Origin of the sequence: Caballeronia sp. AZ1_KS37 (assembly GCF_023631165.1) — a bacterium.
Classification (GTDB): Bacteria; Pseudomonadota; Gammaproteobacteria; order Burkholderiales; family Burkholderiaceae; genus Caballeronia; species Caballeronia zhejiangensis.
In genome coordinates this window covers 26,688-43,300 of record NZ_JALQDP010000045.1, presented here as the reverse complement: position 1 = coordinate 43,300, position 16,613 = coordinate 26,688, and the positions used below count along the sequence as shown (strand labels likewise).

12 protein-coding genes are annotated in these 16,613 nt (G+C 65.2%); 4 read left to right on the top strand and 8 right to left on the bottom strand.

The features are described 5' to 3' along the window. Nucleotides 1-148: 148 nt before the first annotated feature. Together NCS00_RS31250 and NCS00_RS31245 are read right to left on the bottom strand one after the other, a co-directional pair. Complete coding sequence (locus NCS00_RS31250) at nt 149-1,624, bottom strand: aldehyde dehydrogenase family protein (protein WP_250442101.1); 1,476 nt, start codon at nt 1,622-1,624, stop codon at nt 149-151. Continuing rightward, on the bottom strand, nt 1,621-3,318 hold the full coding sequence (locus NCS00_RS31245; RefSeq protein ID WP_250442100.1) for a 5-guanidino-2-oxopentanoate decarboxylase: 1,698 nt from the start codon (nt 3,316-3,318) through the stop codon (nt 1,621-1,623). Before NCS00_RS31245 ends, NCS00_RS31250 begins: the two co-directional genes overlap by 4 nt. A gap of 443 nt (nt 3,319-3,761) precedes the next feature. Between NCS00_RS31245 and NCS00_RS31240 the strand changes: the two genes are divergently transcribed. The 3 genes from NCS00_RS31240 to NCS00_RS31230 all read left to right on the top strand — a co-directional run bounded on the left by NCS00_RS31240 (nt 3,762) and on the right by NCS00_RS31230 (nt 6,460). Then, nucleotides 3,762-4,670 (top strand): ABC transporter permease, encoded by a 909-nt coding sequence (locus NCS00_RS31240; RefSeq protein WP_175982464.1) that lies wholly within the window; start codon nt 3,762-3,764, stop codon nt 4,668-4,670. Next, nucleotides 4,657-5,430 (top strand): ABC transporter ATP-binding protein, encoded by a 774-nt coding sequence (locus NCS00_RS31235; RefSeq protein ID WP_250437720.1) that lies wholly within the window; start codon nt 4,657-4,659, stop codon nt 5,428-5,430. The genes NCS00_RS31240 and NCS00_RS31235 overlap by 14 nt, the downstream gene beginning before the upstream one ends. Nucleotides 5,431-5,491: 61 nt before the next feature. Then, complete coding sequence (locus tag NCS00_RS31230; RefSeq protein ID WP_235366136.1) at nt 5,492-6,460, top strand: ABC transporter substrate-binding protein; 969 nt, start codon at nt 5,492-5,494, stop codon at nt 6,458-6,460. Nucleotides 6,461-6,509: 49 nt separating this feature from the next. On the opposite strand, the gene NCS00_RS31225 is transcribed toward NCS00_RS31230, so the two are convergent. From NCS00_RS31225 to NCS00_RS31205, 5 genes are read right to left on the bottom strand one after another with little or no spacing between them, the layout of a single operon-like run. Then, nucleotides 6,510-7,742 (bottom strand): SfnB family sulfur acquisition oxidoreductase, encoded by a 1,233-nt coding sequence (locus NCS00_RS31225; protein ID WP_250442099.1) that lies wholly within the window; start codon nt 7,740-7,742, stop codon nt 6,510-6,512. Nucleotides 7,743-7,764: 22 nt separating this feature from the next. Further along, complete coding sequence (locus NCS00_RS31220) at nt 7,765-9,102, bottom strand: LLM class flavin-dependent oxidoreductase (RefSeq protein WP_250442098.1); 1,338 nt, start codon at nt 9,100-9,102, stop codon at nt 7,765-7,767. Continuing rightward, nucleotides 9,099-10,292, bottom strand: a complete 1,194-nt coding sequence (locus NCS00_RS31215) for an LLM class flavin-dependent oxidoreductase (protein WP_008345460.1) — start codon at nt 10,290-10,292, stop codon at nt 9,099-9,101. Before NCS00_RS31215 ends, NCS00_RS31220 begins: the two co-directional genes overlap by 4 nt. Continuing rightward, entirely contained in the window at nt 10,289-11,953 is a 1,665-nt protein-coding gene (locus NCS00_RS31210; RefSeq protein ID WP_250442097.1) for a rhodanese-like domain-containing protein, read from the bottom strand. Before NCS00_RS31210 ends, NCS00_RS31215 begins: the two co-directional genes overlap by 4 nt. 40 nt (nt 11,954-11,993) lie before the next feature. Beyond that, on the bottom strand, nt 11,994-12,428 hold the full coding sequence (locus tag NCS00_RS31205) for an SDR family NAD(P)-dependent oxidoreductase (RefSeq protein WP_250442096.1): 435 nt from the start codon (nt 12,426-12,428) through the stop codon (nt 11,994-11,996). Nucleotides 12,429-12,639: 211 nt separating this feature from the next. On the opposite strand from NCS00_RS31205, the gene NCS00_RS31200 reads away from it, so the two are divergent. After that, on the top strand, nt 12,640-14,007 hold the full coding sequence (locus NCS00_RS31200; RefSeq protein ID WP_250442095.1) for an LLM class flavin-dependent oxidoreductase: 1,368 nt from the start codon (nt 12,640-12,642) through the stop codon (nt 14,005-14,007). A 176-nt stretch (nt 14,008-14,183) separates the two neighbouring features. On the opposite strand, the gene NCS00_RS31195 is transcribed toward NCS00_RS31200, so the two are convergent. Further along, nucleotides 14,184-16,583 (bottom strand): hybrid sensor histidine kinase/response regulator, encoded by a 2,400-nt coding sequence (locus NCS00_RS31195; RefSeq protein ID WP_250442094.1) that lies wholly within the window; start codon nt 16,581-16,583, stop codon nt 14,184-14,186. Nucleotides 16,584-16,613: the final 30 nt, after the last annotated feature.

Below are 16,613 nucleotides of genomic sequence, written 5' to 3'. Positions count from 1 at the left end.
CGCTGAACGTGCAGCAGTCGGTCAATGCGGTCGGTCGATCAACAGCGGCGTTGTGAGAGCACTCTAGGGACGCAAAATTTCGGCAACAATCGAAATCTCGGCATGGTTGCCATGAGCCGAACGCATGGCTCGGCCTTAACAAAAGCTTTCAGTCGGGATCGGTCGCGGTCAGCACCTGCTTGATTTCCTGGAAGGCCGCGAGTCCGAACGGCCCGAGTTCGCGGCCGATGCTGCTCTTCTTGAAGCCGCCCCAGGATGTCTGAGGAAAGATCAGTTGCGGCGCGTTGATCCAGACGACGCCCGCCTGCAACGCGGCCGCCACGCGCTGTCCGCGTGCCGCGTCGCGCGTGACGACGCTTGCGACCAGCCCGAACTCGGTGTCGTTGGCGGTGGCGATCGCTTCGTCTTCCGTGTCGAAGCTGCGCACGCACAAGACGGGTCCGAAGATCTCTTCGCGCCACACGGCGCTGCCGGCGGGCACGTCGACGAACATCGTTGGCTGCACGAAGTATCCGGGTCCGTCGGGCGCCTGGCCCTGGACCACGAGGCTCGCGCCGTCCGCCTTGCCCCGCGCGATGAAGCGTTGCACGCGTTCGTGCTGCGCGCGGTTCGTGAGCGGCCCCATCTGCACGGCGGCGGCGAACGGATCGCCGACGACGGTGCGCGCGACCCGGTCGGCGAGGCGAGCGATCAGCGCCTGCGCGAGCGGCCGTTCGACCAGCACGCGCGACGTGGCCGAGCACATCTGTCCGGCATTGAAGAACGCACCGCCGATGACGAGATCGACGGCGAGATCGAGGTCGGCGTCCGCGAAAACGACGATGGACGACTTCCCGCCCAGTTCGAGGCTCACGCCCTTGATGGACTGCGCCGCCGCCTTCATGACCTGCTCGCCGACCGCCGTGCTGCCGGTGAACGAGACCTTGGCGATGAGCGGATGCGTGGTGAGCGCCGCGCCGACATCGGTGCCGGTGCCGGTCACGATGTTGAACACGCCGGGTGGCAGGCCGGCCTGCTCGACGATCGCGGCCAGCGCCAGTTCCGGCAGCGGGGTGAATTCGGAAGGCTTGAGCACGACCGTGCATCCCGCGGCGAGCGCGGGCGCGAGTTTCCAGGCCGTGGTCACCATCGGGAAATTCCACGGCACGATCAGGCCGACCACGCCCGCGGGTTCACGGCGGATCACCGCGCGATGCCGGTCGCTCGGGATGGCGATCGCTTCGCCCGGTTCATCCAGCCGTTCGGCCAGCCCGGCGTAGTAGTCGAAGGTGGCGACCACGTCGCCGACATCGATGCGGGATTCGGCGATCGGCTTGCCGTTGTTGAGCGACTGAAGCGCGGCGAGATGCTCGGCACTGGCTTCCACGCCGCGTGCGATCGCTCGCAGAAAGGCGGCGCGCGCGGCGCCCGAAGTCTGTTTCCAGGCGCGCCATGCGTGCGACGCGGCGCGCACCGCGCGATCGACGTCGGCGGGACCGGCCGCGTCCACTTCGGCGATCGTCTCTTCGGTCGATGGATTGATGACGGGCAAGCGTTGCCGCGTTTCGGGCGCGCACCAGCAGCCGTCGATGAAGAGCTGGGTGCGCAGCGGCAAGTCGAAGACGGGGCGTGCGTTCGCGTTCATGACGGCACCCGTGCAAACCAGTCGGCTTCGCGGACCTCGATCACGGTCGGGACGTCGCGCGATACTGCGCGCCGCAGCTCGGCTTCGAGGGTCCGCGGGTCGTCGACTCTTGCGGCCTCGCATCCGAAGGCTTTGGCGAGCGCGGCGAAGTCGGGCGTGTAGATATCGACGCCGACGGGCGTGATATCGCGTTGCGCCATGTATTTGCGGATCTCGCCGTGGCCGAAGTTGTTCCACACCAGCACGATCACGGGCACGCGCGCCTCCACCGCGCTCGCCAGTTCCGGCAGCGTGAACTGCAGACCGCCATCGCCGATCAGGCAGACGACCGGCCGCCTGGGCGCGGCGAGCTTCGCGCCGATGGCGGCGGGCAGTCCATACCCGAGCGTGCCGTAGCCGGTCGACGAGTTGAACCATGAGCGCGGCGCCGGTGCATCGTGGAGAAAGTTGCCCGCGTAGACCGGGCTCGTCGAATCGCCTGCAATGACGACGCCGGGCAAGGTGCCGACGATCGTGTCGATCAGGCGCTGTTGCGAGCGCATCGCGGCGTCGCAGCCGGCCAGGTTGGCGGCCCGCACCGCGGCGACGCGCGCCGCGCCCCAGTCCGTCGCGGCCGGGCGAACGGGACGCTCGTGCAGTCTCGTCGACAGCTCGCTCAACGCCTCGCGCGCGTCGCTGACGATGGCCACATCCGGACGAACGTTGCGCATCAGTTGTTGCGCATCGATATCGATGCGGATGAGCTTGCCTGCGATCGCAAAGCCGCCGTCGAAGACGACGTCGTAATCGGTTTCGCCCAGTTCGGTTCCGACCGCGAGCACTACGTCGGCTTCGCGGATCATCGCGCGGGTGTGCGGCAGCGACTGCGTGGACCCGATGAGAAGCGGCTGTCCGGACGGCAGCAGTCCTTTCGCATTGGTCGTGAGCGCGACCGGCGCCTGCAGCCGCTCGGCGAGTTCGCGCAGTTCGGCGGCAGCGTCGGCCGCGCCGCCGCCAGCGAGAATCAGCGGGCGGCGCGCCTCCGCGAGCAGTTCCGCGGCGGCGGCGAGCGCGGCGGGGTGTGCAGCGGGTTTCGCCGCACGCACGGCGCACGACGCCTCGATGACGCCCGCCGGCGACACGATGACGTCGAGCGGGATCTCGATATGCACCGGCCGCGGCCGGGCGCTCTCGAACACCGCGAACGCGCGGGCCAGCACCTGAGGCAGATCGGCGGCATCGAGCAAGGTGTGCGAAAACGCGGCGAGCCCGTTGAATACTTCGCGCTGCGAGGGCAGTTCGTGCAGGCGTCCGTCGCCGCTGCCGAGTTCGCTGCGCGCATTGACGCTCGATATCACGAGCATCGGGATGGAATCGGCATGGGCCTGTGCCATCGCGGTCGCGATATTGGTCATGCCCGGACCGGTGATGATGAAGCACACGCCGGGCTTGCCGGTGACACGCGCATATCCGTCGGCCATGAAGCCCGCGCCCTGTTCGTGACGGGGCGTCACGTGCCGGATCGACGAGCGCGCAAGACCGCGATAGAGCTCTACTGTGTGCACCCCCGGGATGCCGAAGACATACTGGACCCCGTAAATCTCGAGCAAGGTGACGAGGGATTCGCCACAGGTTCGATGGCGCGAGCCGGCCTGGCCGTTTGCCGTTCTCACGTTGCGATCGTCGAAGTGCCTGGTGGATTCACGAAGGTTCATCGGTCGTTGCATTCCTGATTGGTTGGACTGCGGAGGCGGCTGGGGTGCAATCATTCTCGACGCGGCTCCGTCGCGAAGCCAATCGAAAAGATCTCATGAGGCGCATCAGATTTCGGCATGGGTCAGGCAGGCCGCGCGTGGATGGATGGCAGCCCCGCGGCGGGCTCGTGCTCCGTGCTTCGGAAGCGCATCGCGGATCTTCAGCTCGGGACACGCGGCTGCGTGAAATGCGACGCTCGCGCTGGTCGGCGGACCGATCCGCATCGGCCTGACAGATGAAGAGGTGGAACAGCGCGGCTCGCCGGATCCGGATAGTCCCTCGACTGCAATAGTTATTCGGGAAAGCGCGCATAGCATCCGGCAAACGCTTCGTTTGCTCGCAATGGGGGCGAACGTACCATCATTCGTTCAACCCGCTCCCGGTCATTCCCGCCCGCCTGCCCATGAACGTTCCCCGCTATCCTTCCGCCGCGCTACGGCTCGATGCCGGCGCGCCCCCCGAACGGGACGACAAGCGCACAAACGATACGCGCGCGCTAGTCGACCTGCCCACACGCGAAGCGGCGCAGGCACGCGCGCGCACGTTGAGCGTGCTGCGCTCGCGGGGTTTGCGCATCGGCGTTCCGCTCGCGTTGATCGTGTTGTGGCAGCTCGCATCCTCGCTGCAACTCGTCGCGCCCGAAACCTTGCCGCCGCCGACCGTCATCGTCGCGGCACTGAAGGAACTGATCGCGGACGGCGAACTGCAAAGCGCGATCGGCGTGTCGCTCGTGCGCGCGGCGACGGGCTTGGCCATCGGCGGCGGCATCGGTCTTTTGGCGGGCCTGTTTGCGGGCCTGTGGCGCGTCGGCGAAGAGATCGTCGATGCGCCGCTGCAGATGCTGCGCACCATTCCGTTCATTGCCCTGATTCCGCTCTTCATCACCTGGTTCGGCATCGGTGAAGGCGCGAAGGTCGCGGTGATCCTCGCGGCCACCATCTTTCCGATGTATCTCAACACGTATGCCGGCGTGCGCGGCGTCGATCCGAAGCTGCTCGAAGCGGCGCGCGTTTTCGGGCTGTCGAGCCGGCAGATGGCGCTGCGCATCATTCTGCCGACGGCGCTGCCATCGATCCTCGTCGGCGTGCGCTATTCGAGCGCCGTCGCCTTGCTCGCGCTCGTCGTCGCGGAGCAGATCAACGCGCAGAACGGCATCGGCTACATCCTCGTGAATGCGAACCAGAATCAGCGCGCGGACATCATCATCGCGGGCATTCTGGTGTATGCGGCGCTCGGCATCGTCACCGATCTCGTGATGCGCGCGCTCGAACATCTCGCCCTGCCGTGGAGGCCGCGTTTTGAACTCGCCTGACATCGAACGCTTCGACGCGTTGCAACAGCGCGAAGCCGCGCTCGAACTCGACCGCGTGAGCCGCGTGTTCGCCGGGCGCGCGGTGCTGAAGGACGTCTCGCTCACCATCAGGCGCGGCCAGTTCGTGTCGATGCTCGGCGCATCGGGCGCGGGCAAGACGACGCTGTTGCGCATCCTCGCCGGGCTCGATCGCGCCGACAGCGGTCGCGTGCGCGTCGCGGGCGCGCGTTCCGTCGTGTTTCAGGAGCCGCGTCTCGTGCCCGCCAAGCGCGTATGGGAAAACGTCGTCATCGGCCACGACCGCCTGGGCGCGGCGAAGCAGTCCGCGCTCGCCGCGCTCGACGAAGTCGGCTTGTCGCGCCACGCGCAAGGCTGGCCGAAGACGCTTTCCGGCGGCGAGGCGCAACGCGTCGCGCTCGCGCGTGCGCTCGTGCGCGAGCCGAAGCTCTTGTTGCTCGACGAACCCTTCGCCGCGCTCGATGCGTTGACGCGCATCCGCATGTACGAACTCGTCGCGCGTCTGTGGCGCGCGCATACGCCTGCGGTCGTGCTCGTGACGCACGACATCGACGAAGCGATTCTGCTGTCCGATCGCATCGTCGTGCTATCGCAAGGCGAGATCAGCGCGGATGTGACGGTCGATTCTCCGCGTCCGCGTTCGCGCGGCGACGAGCACGCCATCGCGTTGCGCGCGCGGCTGCTCGCGGAACTCGGCGTCGACGACGCTGCATTGCAAGCCGCGTCCCGAAACGCGGCATGAAGACTTCATTCACTCAGACCACACGTTCATGCGCATCAGGAAACGCTTCATCGCTTTTTTCGTGACGAGTTTCGTCGCGGGGTCGTCGGCATCGTTCGCGCAAGGCGAACCGCTGACGCTCACGATCGGCACGCAGGACGCCGCATGGCCATTGATCGTCGAAGCGTCGCACGTGCTCGACGGCGCGCCGTACAAAGTCAAATGGGCCGTGCTGACCGGTCCGGCGGCGCAACTGTCCGCGCTGTATTCGAAGGTGCTCGATGTCGGGCTGATGGGCGATACGTCGCTCATCATCGAACAGGGCAACGCACGCACGCCGTGGACCGCGGACACCGCGCCCTTGCAGATCATCGCGGGCTGGCGCAATCCGGATAGCAGCTATCCGCCTATCGTCACGGTCGTGCGCAAGAGCGCCGACGTCAAGGACCTCGCCGATCTCAAGGGCAAAACGTGGGGCTATAACTTCGGCGGCTTCAACTATCTGCAATACGTGCTCTCGTATGTGAAGGCCGGACTCAAGCCGAAGGACTTCGAAGCCGTCAAGTTCGGCGACGGCAACGTGTCCGCGTCCGCGTTCAATGCGGGGCAGGTCGCGGTCTATTCGGGCGGCTACGGCCCGGTCAAGGAAACGGTGGACAAGGGCGATGCGCGCGTCATCATCAGGAGCGACGAACTCGACATACCGGCGTTGTCCGTGTTCACCGCCCGCACCGACGTGCTGCGCGATCCGAAGAAGAGCGAGGCGCTCGGCGACTTCCTCGGCCGCCTGAAGAACTCGTGGACGTGGTGGGCGCAGAACGTGCCGGCTGTCGAGAAGATCTATCTCGAGAAGATGAAGCAAAGCCCGGCGCGCGCGAAATTCTCCGCCGAAAACGGACGTTCCCGGTTCTATCCGCTCGACAAGGAACTGGTGGCGCGCGAGCAGAAGATCGCGGACACGCTCTATAAATCCGGCGACATCAAGAATCAGATCAAGGTGGACGTAGAGTTCAACCCGGTGTTCGACAGGCAGGCCGTCGCATCGCACTGAAGCTTCGCGGAAACGGCGTGCCTTTCGTGCTGAAGGCACGCCGTTTGACTTACACGTCGAGCTTCGTATAAGGATTCGCGTAAGTGAACGGATCGCAGAGTAGATCGTTCAACGCATACTGCCCGACCGCGTGATATTTCCACCGCACGCTGTCGTGCAGCGTGTGCGTGCGCGCATTGCGCCAATGCCGGTCGAGATTGTGTTCGGAGCGCGTCGATTGCGTCCCCGCGAGTTCGAACAGCTTGTTCGATGCATCGAGCGCGAATCGCGTCGTGACGATCTTCGCTTCCGCCGTCGCGACGATGGCAGCGGCGACGGCCTCGCGCGGCGGGTTTGGGTCGCGCGCCCGGTCGATCGACTCGGCGGCGCGTGCGGTCAGCGCCTCGGCCGCATGCAAATCGACCGTCAGTGCGCCGATGTCGCGCAGCGTGTACGGGTCGTCCGTCGCATGCGATGCGCCGCTGCCGCGCGCGGGATGCGCGAACGCGTGCAGGAAGCGCTTCGTCTCATCGAGCGCGGCCCGGCCGATACCGAGATCGATCGCCGCATGGAGCACCTGCGACACGGCATTGGCCGCATCGATATACGGACGGCGCCCGCGCGCGACGATCTGCAGCGCATCGAGTTCGACCTCGTCGAGCCGCACCTGACCGCTCGCCGTCGTGCGCTGACCGAATCCCGACCAGTCGTCGATGACTTCGACGCCGCGCGCATGCCGTGCGACGAAAGCGGTCACGGGAAGACCGTCGTCATCGCGCGCGGCGACAGGAATCCAGTGGGCGAAAAGCGCGCCCGTCGAATACACCTTGCGGCCCGTCAGCACGAAGCCGTTGCCATTGGCGCGGCGGCGCACGCGCGTCTCGTGCTCCGAGGGCAGACGGTCGCCCGGTTCGGCGGTCGCATTGCCAAAGCGTTCTCCGGCGAGCGCGCGTGAAAAGAAGAAGTCCTGCTGACTCGGCGTGCCGTCGTGTCGCAGACGTTCGAGCGTCGCGAAGTGATTCTGCGGAATTTGCCCGAGCGACGAATCCGCCGCCGAGATCGTATCGAACACCTGCGCGATGGTGCGCACGGAGACATCGATGCCGCCGAATGCGCGCGGCACGCCGATGCCCCATAAGCCGCTCGCGCTGAACACTTCGATCTCGTCGAGCGGCAGCCGGCGATCGCGATCGCGCGCGGCGGCGTCGACGGCGAATTCGGCGGCCAGACGCCGCGCGGTGTCGAGGGCTTCGTCGTCCGAGCGGATGAGCGCCGCGCGCGTGAGTTGCTTGTCCTGTGTCATGCGGTTCCTGTCCTCTCGATGTTCATGCGGCATGCGCCGACGATGCATACTGGCTGGCCGGTCGCGGCAGGCCGAGATGGTCGCGCAGCGTCGTGCCTTCGTAGTCGCGGCGAAAAATGCCTTTGCGCTGCAGGATCGGCACGACGTGATCGACGAAGGCGGCGAGGCCCGAAGGAAACACGTCGGCGTTGAGATTGAAGCCGTCCGCGCCGCGTGCCTGGAACCATTGCTCGATATCGTCGGCGATCTGCTCGGGCGTGCCGACGATCATCCGGTGGGCGCCGGGGTTGCGGTCGAGCAGATCGCGCACCTTGAGGTTCCCGCTCTTCGCGAGCGCGACCGTCGAGTCGATGAAACCGCGCGGCAGGTCCGAACGCGCGACCTTGCCGATGAGCTCGTAGGGCAAGGGCGCATCGATCGACAGATCGTCGGGCGCGAGGCCGAGTGCGCCTGCAAGCCGCGCGATTTCGCGATCGGTATCGAGCAGCGCGTCGAGTTCGGCCTTGCGTTCGCGCGCCTCGCGCTCGGTTCCGCCGACGACCGGATACAGCCCCGGCAGCAGCAGGAAATGATCGGGATTGCGGCCATGCGCGCGCACGCGGTCTTTCATCTCCGCGTAGAAAGCCTGCGCCGTCGGCAGCGTCGTCTGCGCGGTAAAGACGGCGTCGGCGAAGCGTGCGGCAAGCGCGCGTCCGCCTTCCGAGGAGCCGGCCTGCACGAGCACGGGCCGCCCTTGCGGGCTGCGCGGCACGGACAGCGGCCCGCGCACGGAGAAGTACTTGCCGCGATGCTCGATCGTATGCACGCGCGCGGGATCGGTATAGCGGCCCGACGGGCGGTCGGCGACGAAGGCATCGTCTTCCCAGCTGTCCCAGAGCTTCGTCACGACCTCGACGAACTCCTGTGCGCGCGCATACCGCTCTTCGGTCGAGAGCGGAATCTCGTGGCTGAAGTTCGCGGCGGCGTGCGTGTCGTAAGTCGTCACCGCATTGAACGCGATGCGTCCGCCGCTCAGATGATCGACCGATGCAAAGCGGCGCGCGAGATTGAACGGATCGTTGAACGTGGTCGATGCCGTCGCGATCAGGCCGACATGTTGCGTCGCGCCCGCGAGCGCGGTCAGCAGCACGGTCGGTTCCAGCGCCTGCGACGGGCCTTCGGCGTGATTGCGCAGCGACAGGGTATCGGAGAGAAACACCGCATCGAGCTTGCCGCGCTCGGCCGTCGCCGCGATCGCCTTGAAGAAGCTCAGATCGATGATCGAACGTGGATTGTCGAGCGTGCGCCAGCCCGCCGGATGCCGCCCGGTGCCGGTCACGTTCGTGTTCAGATGGAGTTGCCGTGGCCGCGTGGTGGTCATGTCGTCGTGTGCGGAGAGTTGGATCCGGCGAAGTCGCGACGCAGGCCCGCTTCGACGAGCAAAGGCAGCACCGCTTCACCGAAATAGGCGAGATCGGGTTCGAAGTCGAAAAAGGTCAGTTGCACGCCGTCGCATCCGGCGCGTTTCAGCGCGAGCAGCTTGTCGACGATCTGCTCGGGCGAACCGATCAGATGCAGATTGCCGCCGAGGATGCGCTGCTCGCGCTTGTGCTTCGACCACGCTTTCGCGTCGCTGCGGCTGCCTTGCGCGACGAAGCCGTCGAGCGCCCCTTCATCGGCGTGCGCGACGATGGCGTCGCGATACGCATACGCCTCGCGCTCGGTCGGACGGCATACGATCGTCGGGTTAATGAGCGTGCGTACGCGCCGTTCGACGCGCGCCGCGCCTTCGCGAATTTTTGCGGTATGCGCGGGCAAGGCGCCGATGGCGTCGTCGAAATCCGCGCCCGCCGGACTCGTGATGAAGACGAGGTCCGAATGGCGCACCGCATAGTCGATGCCGGCATCGGAGCCGGTCGCGTTGACGAGTACCGGACGGCGATAGCGCGGGCGCGGGCTCACGAAGGCATCGTCGAGCTGCCAGCGCGGCGTGCGGATCGTCAGGTTCGCGTCGCTGCGCCAGAGCGTGTCGAGCACGCCGACGAATTCCGCCGCGCGCGCATAGCGCTCGTCGTGCTCGATCATCGGCTGGCCGAACATCGCCCATTCGGTGGAGACGTGACCGGTCACGAGATTGATGCCCCAGCGCCCGTTCGAAATGTGATCGAGCGTCGCGCCGAACTTCGCGAGATGCAGCGGATGCCACGGCCCATAGAGCGCATGAACCGTCGAGATCAGCAGGATGCGCTCGGTGATCGCGGCGAGCGCGCTCGTCGCGATGAATGCATCGAGCGACTGCTCGCGATACTTCATCTCGCCGCCGTGACCGTTCTTGCCGAGCCATTGCGCGAGCCCGAAGACGAGATCGAAGCCGAGCGCTTCCGCCTGCTTCGTCAGACGCGCGTTGTAGTCGAAGCGCCAGTCGGTGCCGCGCGGCAGCGTCGAAATGGACCAGCCGCCGTTCTGGATCGGCAGGAAGAGGCCGAGGATCAGCGGTTGCTGGAACGCCGCGTGCAGCGGACTGCCTTCGATGTCCGCCGGGCTCGATGCGCCGTCGAACGTGGGGCTCATTCCGCGCGCCCCGCGATGTCGGCGAGCCGTTCGCGGCTGCGCCGCGCGGTGGGCGTTTCGAAGTCGAGCACGTCGATGGACGCGATCGCATCGCGGTCCACCTGTTCGACGAGTTGCAGCTCCCAGGCGAGATACGCGTTCATCTGCGCGGCGACCTGATCCGCCTTTGCGTGATACGGGCTGTACCACGCGTCGTCGTCGCCGGTCAGGTTGCCCGCGTCGCCGGCGTCCTGGGGCAGTCCGAGCGCGAGCCAGCGGCGCGTGCCGCCGATGAGCGCGGATACGCCGCCGCGCGTCTGCGCGATTTCCGCCGCGACAAGTCCCGCGAGCACGCCGTCTTCTGACGTGAGCACGATCGGCGTGTCGCGCGGCAAGTCGCTCAGATGCGCGAGAACGGCGCTCGCCGCGACGAAGCGCGCTCCCTTCACATGGGCGCGGCGGAACGCGAGGCTGCTGTCGATATCGATGGTCTGCACGGCGCCCGCTTCGATCTCGCGCAACAACGCATCGGCTTCTATCCAGCGCGTGCGCGCGCCGTGCGGACGCACGCGCACGGCCTGCGAACCGGCTTCCAGGTGCTCGGCGACGAGCGATGCGCTCCCCGCATCGTCGAGCACGCGGACATCGAGATAGCCGAGTTGCTTGAGCCACGACGCCGTCATGCGCGCGCGCACCCCGTCGTCGTCGCGCAGCACGACGCGCGCATGCAGCGTGCCGACGTATTCGTCGGTTGCCTGCACGAGCTGTCCGCCGGGCGCGTTTTGCCAGCCTGCCGGATGACCCGCTTCGTATTCGAGCGGATCGCGCACGTCGAAGCGATACAGCGTGCGTTCCCCGCTTTCGCGTTCGAGCGCGGCGAGCGTGTCGCGGTCGATGACCGGCACACGGGCGCGGCGCGCGGCGGCGGCGGCGAGCTCGCGCGCGGTCGCGAGCGCCTCGCCTTCGGGGCGCGGCGCGGTGCGGATCTTGCCGTGTTCGAGTTCGAAGCCTTCGAGCAGCCACGACATGGAGCCGCCAGTGAGCGCGGCGACCGGGTTCGGCACGCCCGCGTTGATGAGCGACTGCGCGCCGAGGATGCTGCGCGTGCGGCCCGCGCAGTTCACGACGATCAGCGTATCCGGCGACGGCACGGCAGCGAGCGCGCGATAGACGAGTTCCGCGCCCGCGCAATCGATGCCGCCGGGAATGCTCATCGTGTTGAATTCGCCGAACGGACGCGAGTCGAGCACGACGAGATCGTCGCCGGCATCCTGGCGGGCCTTCAACGTCGAGGCGTCGATGTTGGGCGTATGCAGCTTGTGCTCGATGACTTCGCCGAATGCCTTGCCCGGCACATTGGTGCCCGAAAAAACTTCGAAGCCCGCCTGCGCCCAGCCTTCGACGCCGCCTTCGAGGATTGCGACGTCGGTATAACCCCAGCGTTCGAGCAAGGCGGCTGCGCGCGGCGTGTACTCGCCGTGGGTATCGAGGAGAACGATGGGTGTGCCGCGGCGCGGCACGAGGCGATCGATCAGCAGTCCGAGCCGGCCCACCGGCGCAACCGACGAATAGAACAGACGCTTTCGCGCGGAGACGCCTTCCTCGCGCACGTCGAGCACGGCGAGTTCCGAGCGTTGAGCGATGAGCGTGCGCAACTGCGAGGCGGATACGGAACGGGACATGAGAGAGAAGTCCTTGAAAGTAGGAAGCGGAATCGAGAAATCAGGCGTACGGCGGGCCGCCGCCATCCACATAGAGACGCGTCCCGGTGACGAAGCGGGCATCGTCGGAGAGCAGATACGTGACCGCCGCCGCGACGTCGTCGGGCGTGCCGGGGCCGTCGAGCGCGGTGAGACGCGTGGGTTCGGCATCGACCTGGCCGGTCGTCATCGACGCGAAGCGCGGCGATTCGATCAGACCGGGCGCGACCGCGTTGACGCGCACGCCATGCGGCCCGTACTTGCGTCCGAGACCTTGCACGAGCAGGTCCAGCGCGGCGTTGACGCTCGAACCGGGGAAATGATTATCGATGTTGCGCGAGGACGCGACCACATGCGCGCCTGCGCAAGCGAGTCTTCGCACGACGGCCGCGCCGAGCGCGCCGAATGCGCCTGTGACCCAGAAAACCCGGTCATTGAACTGATCGTGACTGGACATGGAAGGATGCACATGGGATGGAAGCTCTCCATGTTGATTCCTCGTGTCGTCAGGACGAACGGATCATTTCGCGAAAGCTCTGCACAATGGGCGTAATGGGCTTGCCAGCGACCGGTCAATTTGCTTAGCTGATTAACTTGGTTGGCGCGACGCGGCCTCTCTCCTAGTGTGTATCGCTCCGAAATGCCGGCCGCGAGAAAGCGCGCGCACCATGAACAGACTTCTGCATTTCAACGCGTTCCACATGAACGCGCCCGCGCATTCGTGGGCCGGATTCTGGCGGCATCCGCGCGACCGTTCTCTCGAACACAACACGCTCGGCTACTGGATCGAACTTGCGCAGACTGCCGAACGCGGCCTGTTCGACGGCGTTTTTCTGGCCGATGTCTTCGGCATCTACGATGTCTACGGCGGTGGCGTCGACGCGACGCTGTTCTCCGCCGCGCAATCGCCATCGCACGATCCGCTGCTGACCGTGCCCGCGATGGCGCATGCGACCAAGCACCTAGGCTTCGGCGTGACCGCCAATTTGACGTACGAGCATCCGTATCAGTTCGCGCGGCGTTTCTCGACGCTGGATCATCTGACGGGCGGGCGCGCTGGCTGGAACGTCGTCACTGGATATCTGGAGAGCGCGGCGCGGGGCATGGGACTGGAGAAGGCGCGCGAGCACGACGAGCGCTATGCGGCGGGGGAGGATTTCCTCGAAGCCGTCTACAAGTTATGGGAAGGAAGCTGGACGGAGGGCGCGGTCGTGCATGACAGGCGCGCGGGCAAGCCTTACACGGACCCGTCGAAGATCCGCCGCGTGTTGCACGAAGGGCCGTACTTTCGCGTCGATGGCTTCAATCTCGTGGAGCCGTCGCCGCAACGCACGCCGGTGTTGTATCAAGCCGGCGCATCGGGACGCGGCAAGGCGTTCGCCGGCAAGCATGCCGAATGCGTGTTCCTCGAAGGCCAGACGCCTGCCATCGTCGCGGCGGCGGCGCGTGACATCCGCAAGCATGCGGTCGATGCCGGCCGCGCGCCTGACGACGTGCTGTTTTATCTCGGCGCGACCGTCGTGGTGGCGCGCACGTCCAGGGAAGCTCGGGCACTCCACGCCGAATACGCGGAATATGTCGACACGCTCGGCCAGCTCGTGCTCGTGTCGGGATGGACCGGCATCGACTTCGCGGCGATGGATCTCGACGAACCGATCCGCTATGTCAAAAGCAATGCGCTGCAATCGACCGTCGAAAACCTGACGAAGCGCGCCGGGCGGCCGATCACGCCGCGCGACATGACGCGCTTCGATCAGATCGGCGGGCGCGGGCCGTTCATTGTCGGCGATCCCGCAGAAGTGGCGGATCAACTCGTCGCGTGGGCCGATGAAACCGGCGTCGATGGCTTCAATCTGCGTCGCACGGTCATGCCGGAGAGCCTGCATGCGTTCGTCGATCTGGTCGTGCCGGAGTTGCAGAACCGTGGCCGATACCGCACGGCGTATGCGGACGGCACCCTGCGCGAGAAGCTGTTCGCGGGACGCGGGCCGCATCTGCGTGACACGCATCCCGGCGCGCGTTATCGCGCGGGCTGAGAAGCGCCGCCCGCGATGCGGTGCCGATTTCATAGACAGCATGGGCCGAGTACCGAACTCCGCACAGCGTTATCGGGAGGAGCGCAGGACTTGATCTACCAACTTCGCCAGATCCGCCATTACGGGTCGGCAGACGCCTGCCTGTCAACGCAATTCGCCTGTCGGGCGATGGTGTTCTATTCGCGATCCGCGCGCGAAGCGACATCGCCAAGCAGGGAAAAAAGTCTCCGCACGTCCAAGGGCTTGACAAAGTGATGATCGAACCCGGCGGCGATCGCCTTCTCTTTGTCCTGTTGCAAGCCGTATCCAGTTACTGCGATGAGAACTTTGCGCGCGGTCTCGGGGCGGCACCTGAGTTTGGACGCCAACTGATATCCGTCCATGTCGGGCAAGCCGATGTCGAGAAGGCATACGTCGGGATTCCACTGTTCGACTTCCTTCAGGGCTCCATTGCCGTTTGCCGCGACACGTACTTCATTTCCCAAGGTTTGCATCAGCATGGCAAGCGTCTCCGACGCGTCCGGGTTATCGTCAACGATCAACACCCGCAATCGGGATAACACAGGCAGCTCAAGAGAATTGTCCGTCTTGTCATTTCGTTGGACATTCGAGGTTTCAGCCTGCTTCATGCATACAACAAACGTGCTGCCTTCGCCGGGACCTGCGCTGTACGCGGTGACGGTACCTCCATGGAGTTGGACCAGACTCTTGACGAGTGCGAGTCCTATCCCCAGTCCACCTTGAGAGCGATCGGAACTGCGTTCGCCTTGCGCGAACAAGTCGAAGGCGCGCGCGGCAATTTCCGGCGTCATCCCGATGCCGTTGTCAGCTACGACGGCTTTGACACAGTCGTCGTTCAAGCTCACGGTTAAGTCGATAACGCCTGCTTCCGGCGTGTACTTGGCTGCATTATTGAGCAGATTGACGAAGACTTGCGTCAGCCGCTTCTCGTCTGCCCGTACCAGCGCCGCCGTCGACGACGTACGCAGCGAAAGACGATGCCTTTTCCTCTCGATGATCGGTCTGACCTGCTCGATTGCGTCAGCCGCAACCCGATTTGCGTCGAGCACCTCGACGTTGAGGTTGATCAGTCCCTGCGTTACCCGTGACACATCGAGAAGGTCATCGATGAGTCCCGTCATGTGTTTTACTTGTCGCGAGATGATTTCGCACGACTTGCTGACCCGTCGCGCATCGTTAGGTGCGACCCTCATCAGTTCTGCCGCGCTTGCGATAGGCGAGAGCGGATTGCGGAGTTCATGTGACAACATGGCGAGGAATTCGTCCTTCCGTCTATCGGCGAGACGCAACTCCTCTTCGGCGTTGACGCGATCGGTGATGTCCAACTGTGCGACAACGGCGCCGACGATGGCGCCATGATCGTCCCTGATGGGGGCCCCCGTGCTCAGTAATGTCCGTCGATTGGGCGGGTCATCGAAGCTTTCGATGGAGACGATATCCCTGGCGGCGGCTTCACCGTTTAAAACGCGCGCCGTAGTCCACTCATGGGCGGTGAGTGGATGACCGTGTCTGTCTGAATGATCGGCCCAGCGTCCTTTCCACATCTCGAAGTCTTCGATGTTTTGTGGGCGCGGATGATTCTCGCCCCAAAACTGAGCAAACGATCGATTCACTCGTTCGATCGCACCGCCTTTGTCGCTGACGACAATGCCGATCGGCGCGGCTTCCAATACTGCGTCCAGGCGGCGGGTAGCGTCCAGTGCTTCGCGCGCGGCGCTTCTTGCGTTCCGCTCGCTGGCGACCAGACGTTGCTCATCTTCTCGCTGCTCGGTAATGTCAGAAAAGAGGACTCCCACCTGATGAGGCGTTGCAGCGTCAGGGCGGAATGCATAGATGTCGAACCAGCGTCCTAGCTGCGACGCCTCCCTCTGTGCGTGAATCGGGAGGCCATTCCTGGCGACGGCGCCATAGATATCGAAGAAGTGGCGGTCGTGGCCGGGAATCACTTTGGAAACGTTCTTTCCCACGACGTCCACCAACCCCGTGTGCGCCTGGAATGCGGGATTCACCATGACGAACTTGTAGTCCATTGGCTCCGCGCCCTCATCGAACGATAGCTCGATGACGCAGAACGCCTGGTTGATCGCATCAAAGAGGCTTCGGAATCTCTGTTCGCTTGCGGCGAGCGCTTGCCGGGTCAAATGCGCATTCGTGACATCGGTCGTGGTATGAGAGACGCAGAGCAGCGTGCCCTCTGAATTGAAAATCGGCGTGTTGACAGCACTCCAAAAGCGTTCTTCGTAACGTGTCTTCCCGTCGTCGGTGGTCACCCAGAGCGGGAATCGCTGTAGCGGCAATGTCTGAGGTTCACCCGTCTCGATTGCACGAGCAATCGATTGGCGCAGCGCTTCGACCCCTGTGTCTTCCGGATCAGCTTCATTGTGGGGGAACACATCGAAAAGGCTCCGTCCGACCATCTCTTCTCTGCGAAGCGTCGAGGCCTTGAGGAAAGCATCGTTGACCGCAAGGATGATTGCGTCCCGTGTGGGGGAGAGCAAGTAGCTCCCGACGGGCGCCGTGTTGAAAATTTCTGCGAAGATCTCAGGGGAGGCCATGGGGACGGAGGCGCGGCACGAGACGCCTTG

What these genes read in the sequence shown, in the direction of transcription:
- NCS00_RS31200 (WP_250442095.1), top strand. Translation starts at nt 12,640, where the DNA reads ATGAACAGACTTCTGCATTTCAACGCGTTCCACATGAACGCGCCCGCG.
- NCS00_RS31210 (WP_250442097.1), bottom strand. Translation starts at nt 11,953, where the DNA reads ATGTCCCGTTCCGTATCCGCCTCGCAGTTGCGCACGCTCATCGCTCAA.
- NCS00_RS31195 (WP_250442094.1), bottom strand. Translation starts at nt 16,583, where the DNA reads ATGGCCTCCCCTGAGATCTTCGCAGAAATTTTCAACACGGCGCCCGTC.
- NCS00_RS31245 (WP_250442100.1), bottom strand. Translation starts at nt 3,318, where the DNA reads ATGAACCTTCGTGAATCCACCAGGCACTTCGACGATCGCAACGTGAGA.
- NCS00_RS31240 (WP_175982464.1), top strand. Translation starts at nt 3,762, where the DNA reads ATGAACGTTCCCCGCTATCCTTCCGCCGCGCTACGGCTCGATGCCGGC.
- NCS00_RS31220 (WP_250442098.1), bottom strand. Translation starts at nt 9,102, where the DNA reads ATGACCACCACGCGGCCACGGCAACTCCATCTGAACACGAACGTGACC.
- NCS00_RS31215 (WP_008345460.1), bottom strand. Translation starts at nt 10,292, where the DNA reads ATGAGCCCCACGTTCGACGGCGCATCGAGCCCGGCGGACATCGAAGGC.
- NCS00_RS31205 (WP_250442096.1), bottom strand. Translation starts at nt 12,428, where the DNA reads ATGTCCAGTCACGATCAGTTCAATGACCGGGTTTTCTGGGTCACAGGC.
- NCS00_RS31250 (WP_250442101.1), bottom strand. Translation starts at nt 1,624, where the DNA reads ATGAACGCGAACGCACGCCCCGTCTTCGACTTGCCGCTGCGCACCCAG.
- NCS00_RS31225 (WP_250442099.1), bottom strand. Translation starts at nt 7,742, where the DNA reads ATGACACAGGACAAGCAACTCACGCGCGCGGCGCTCATCCGCTCGGAC.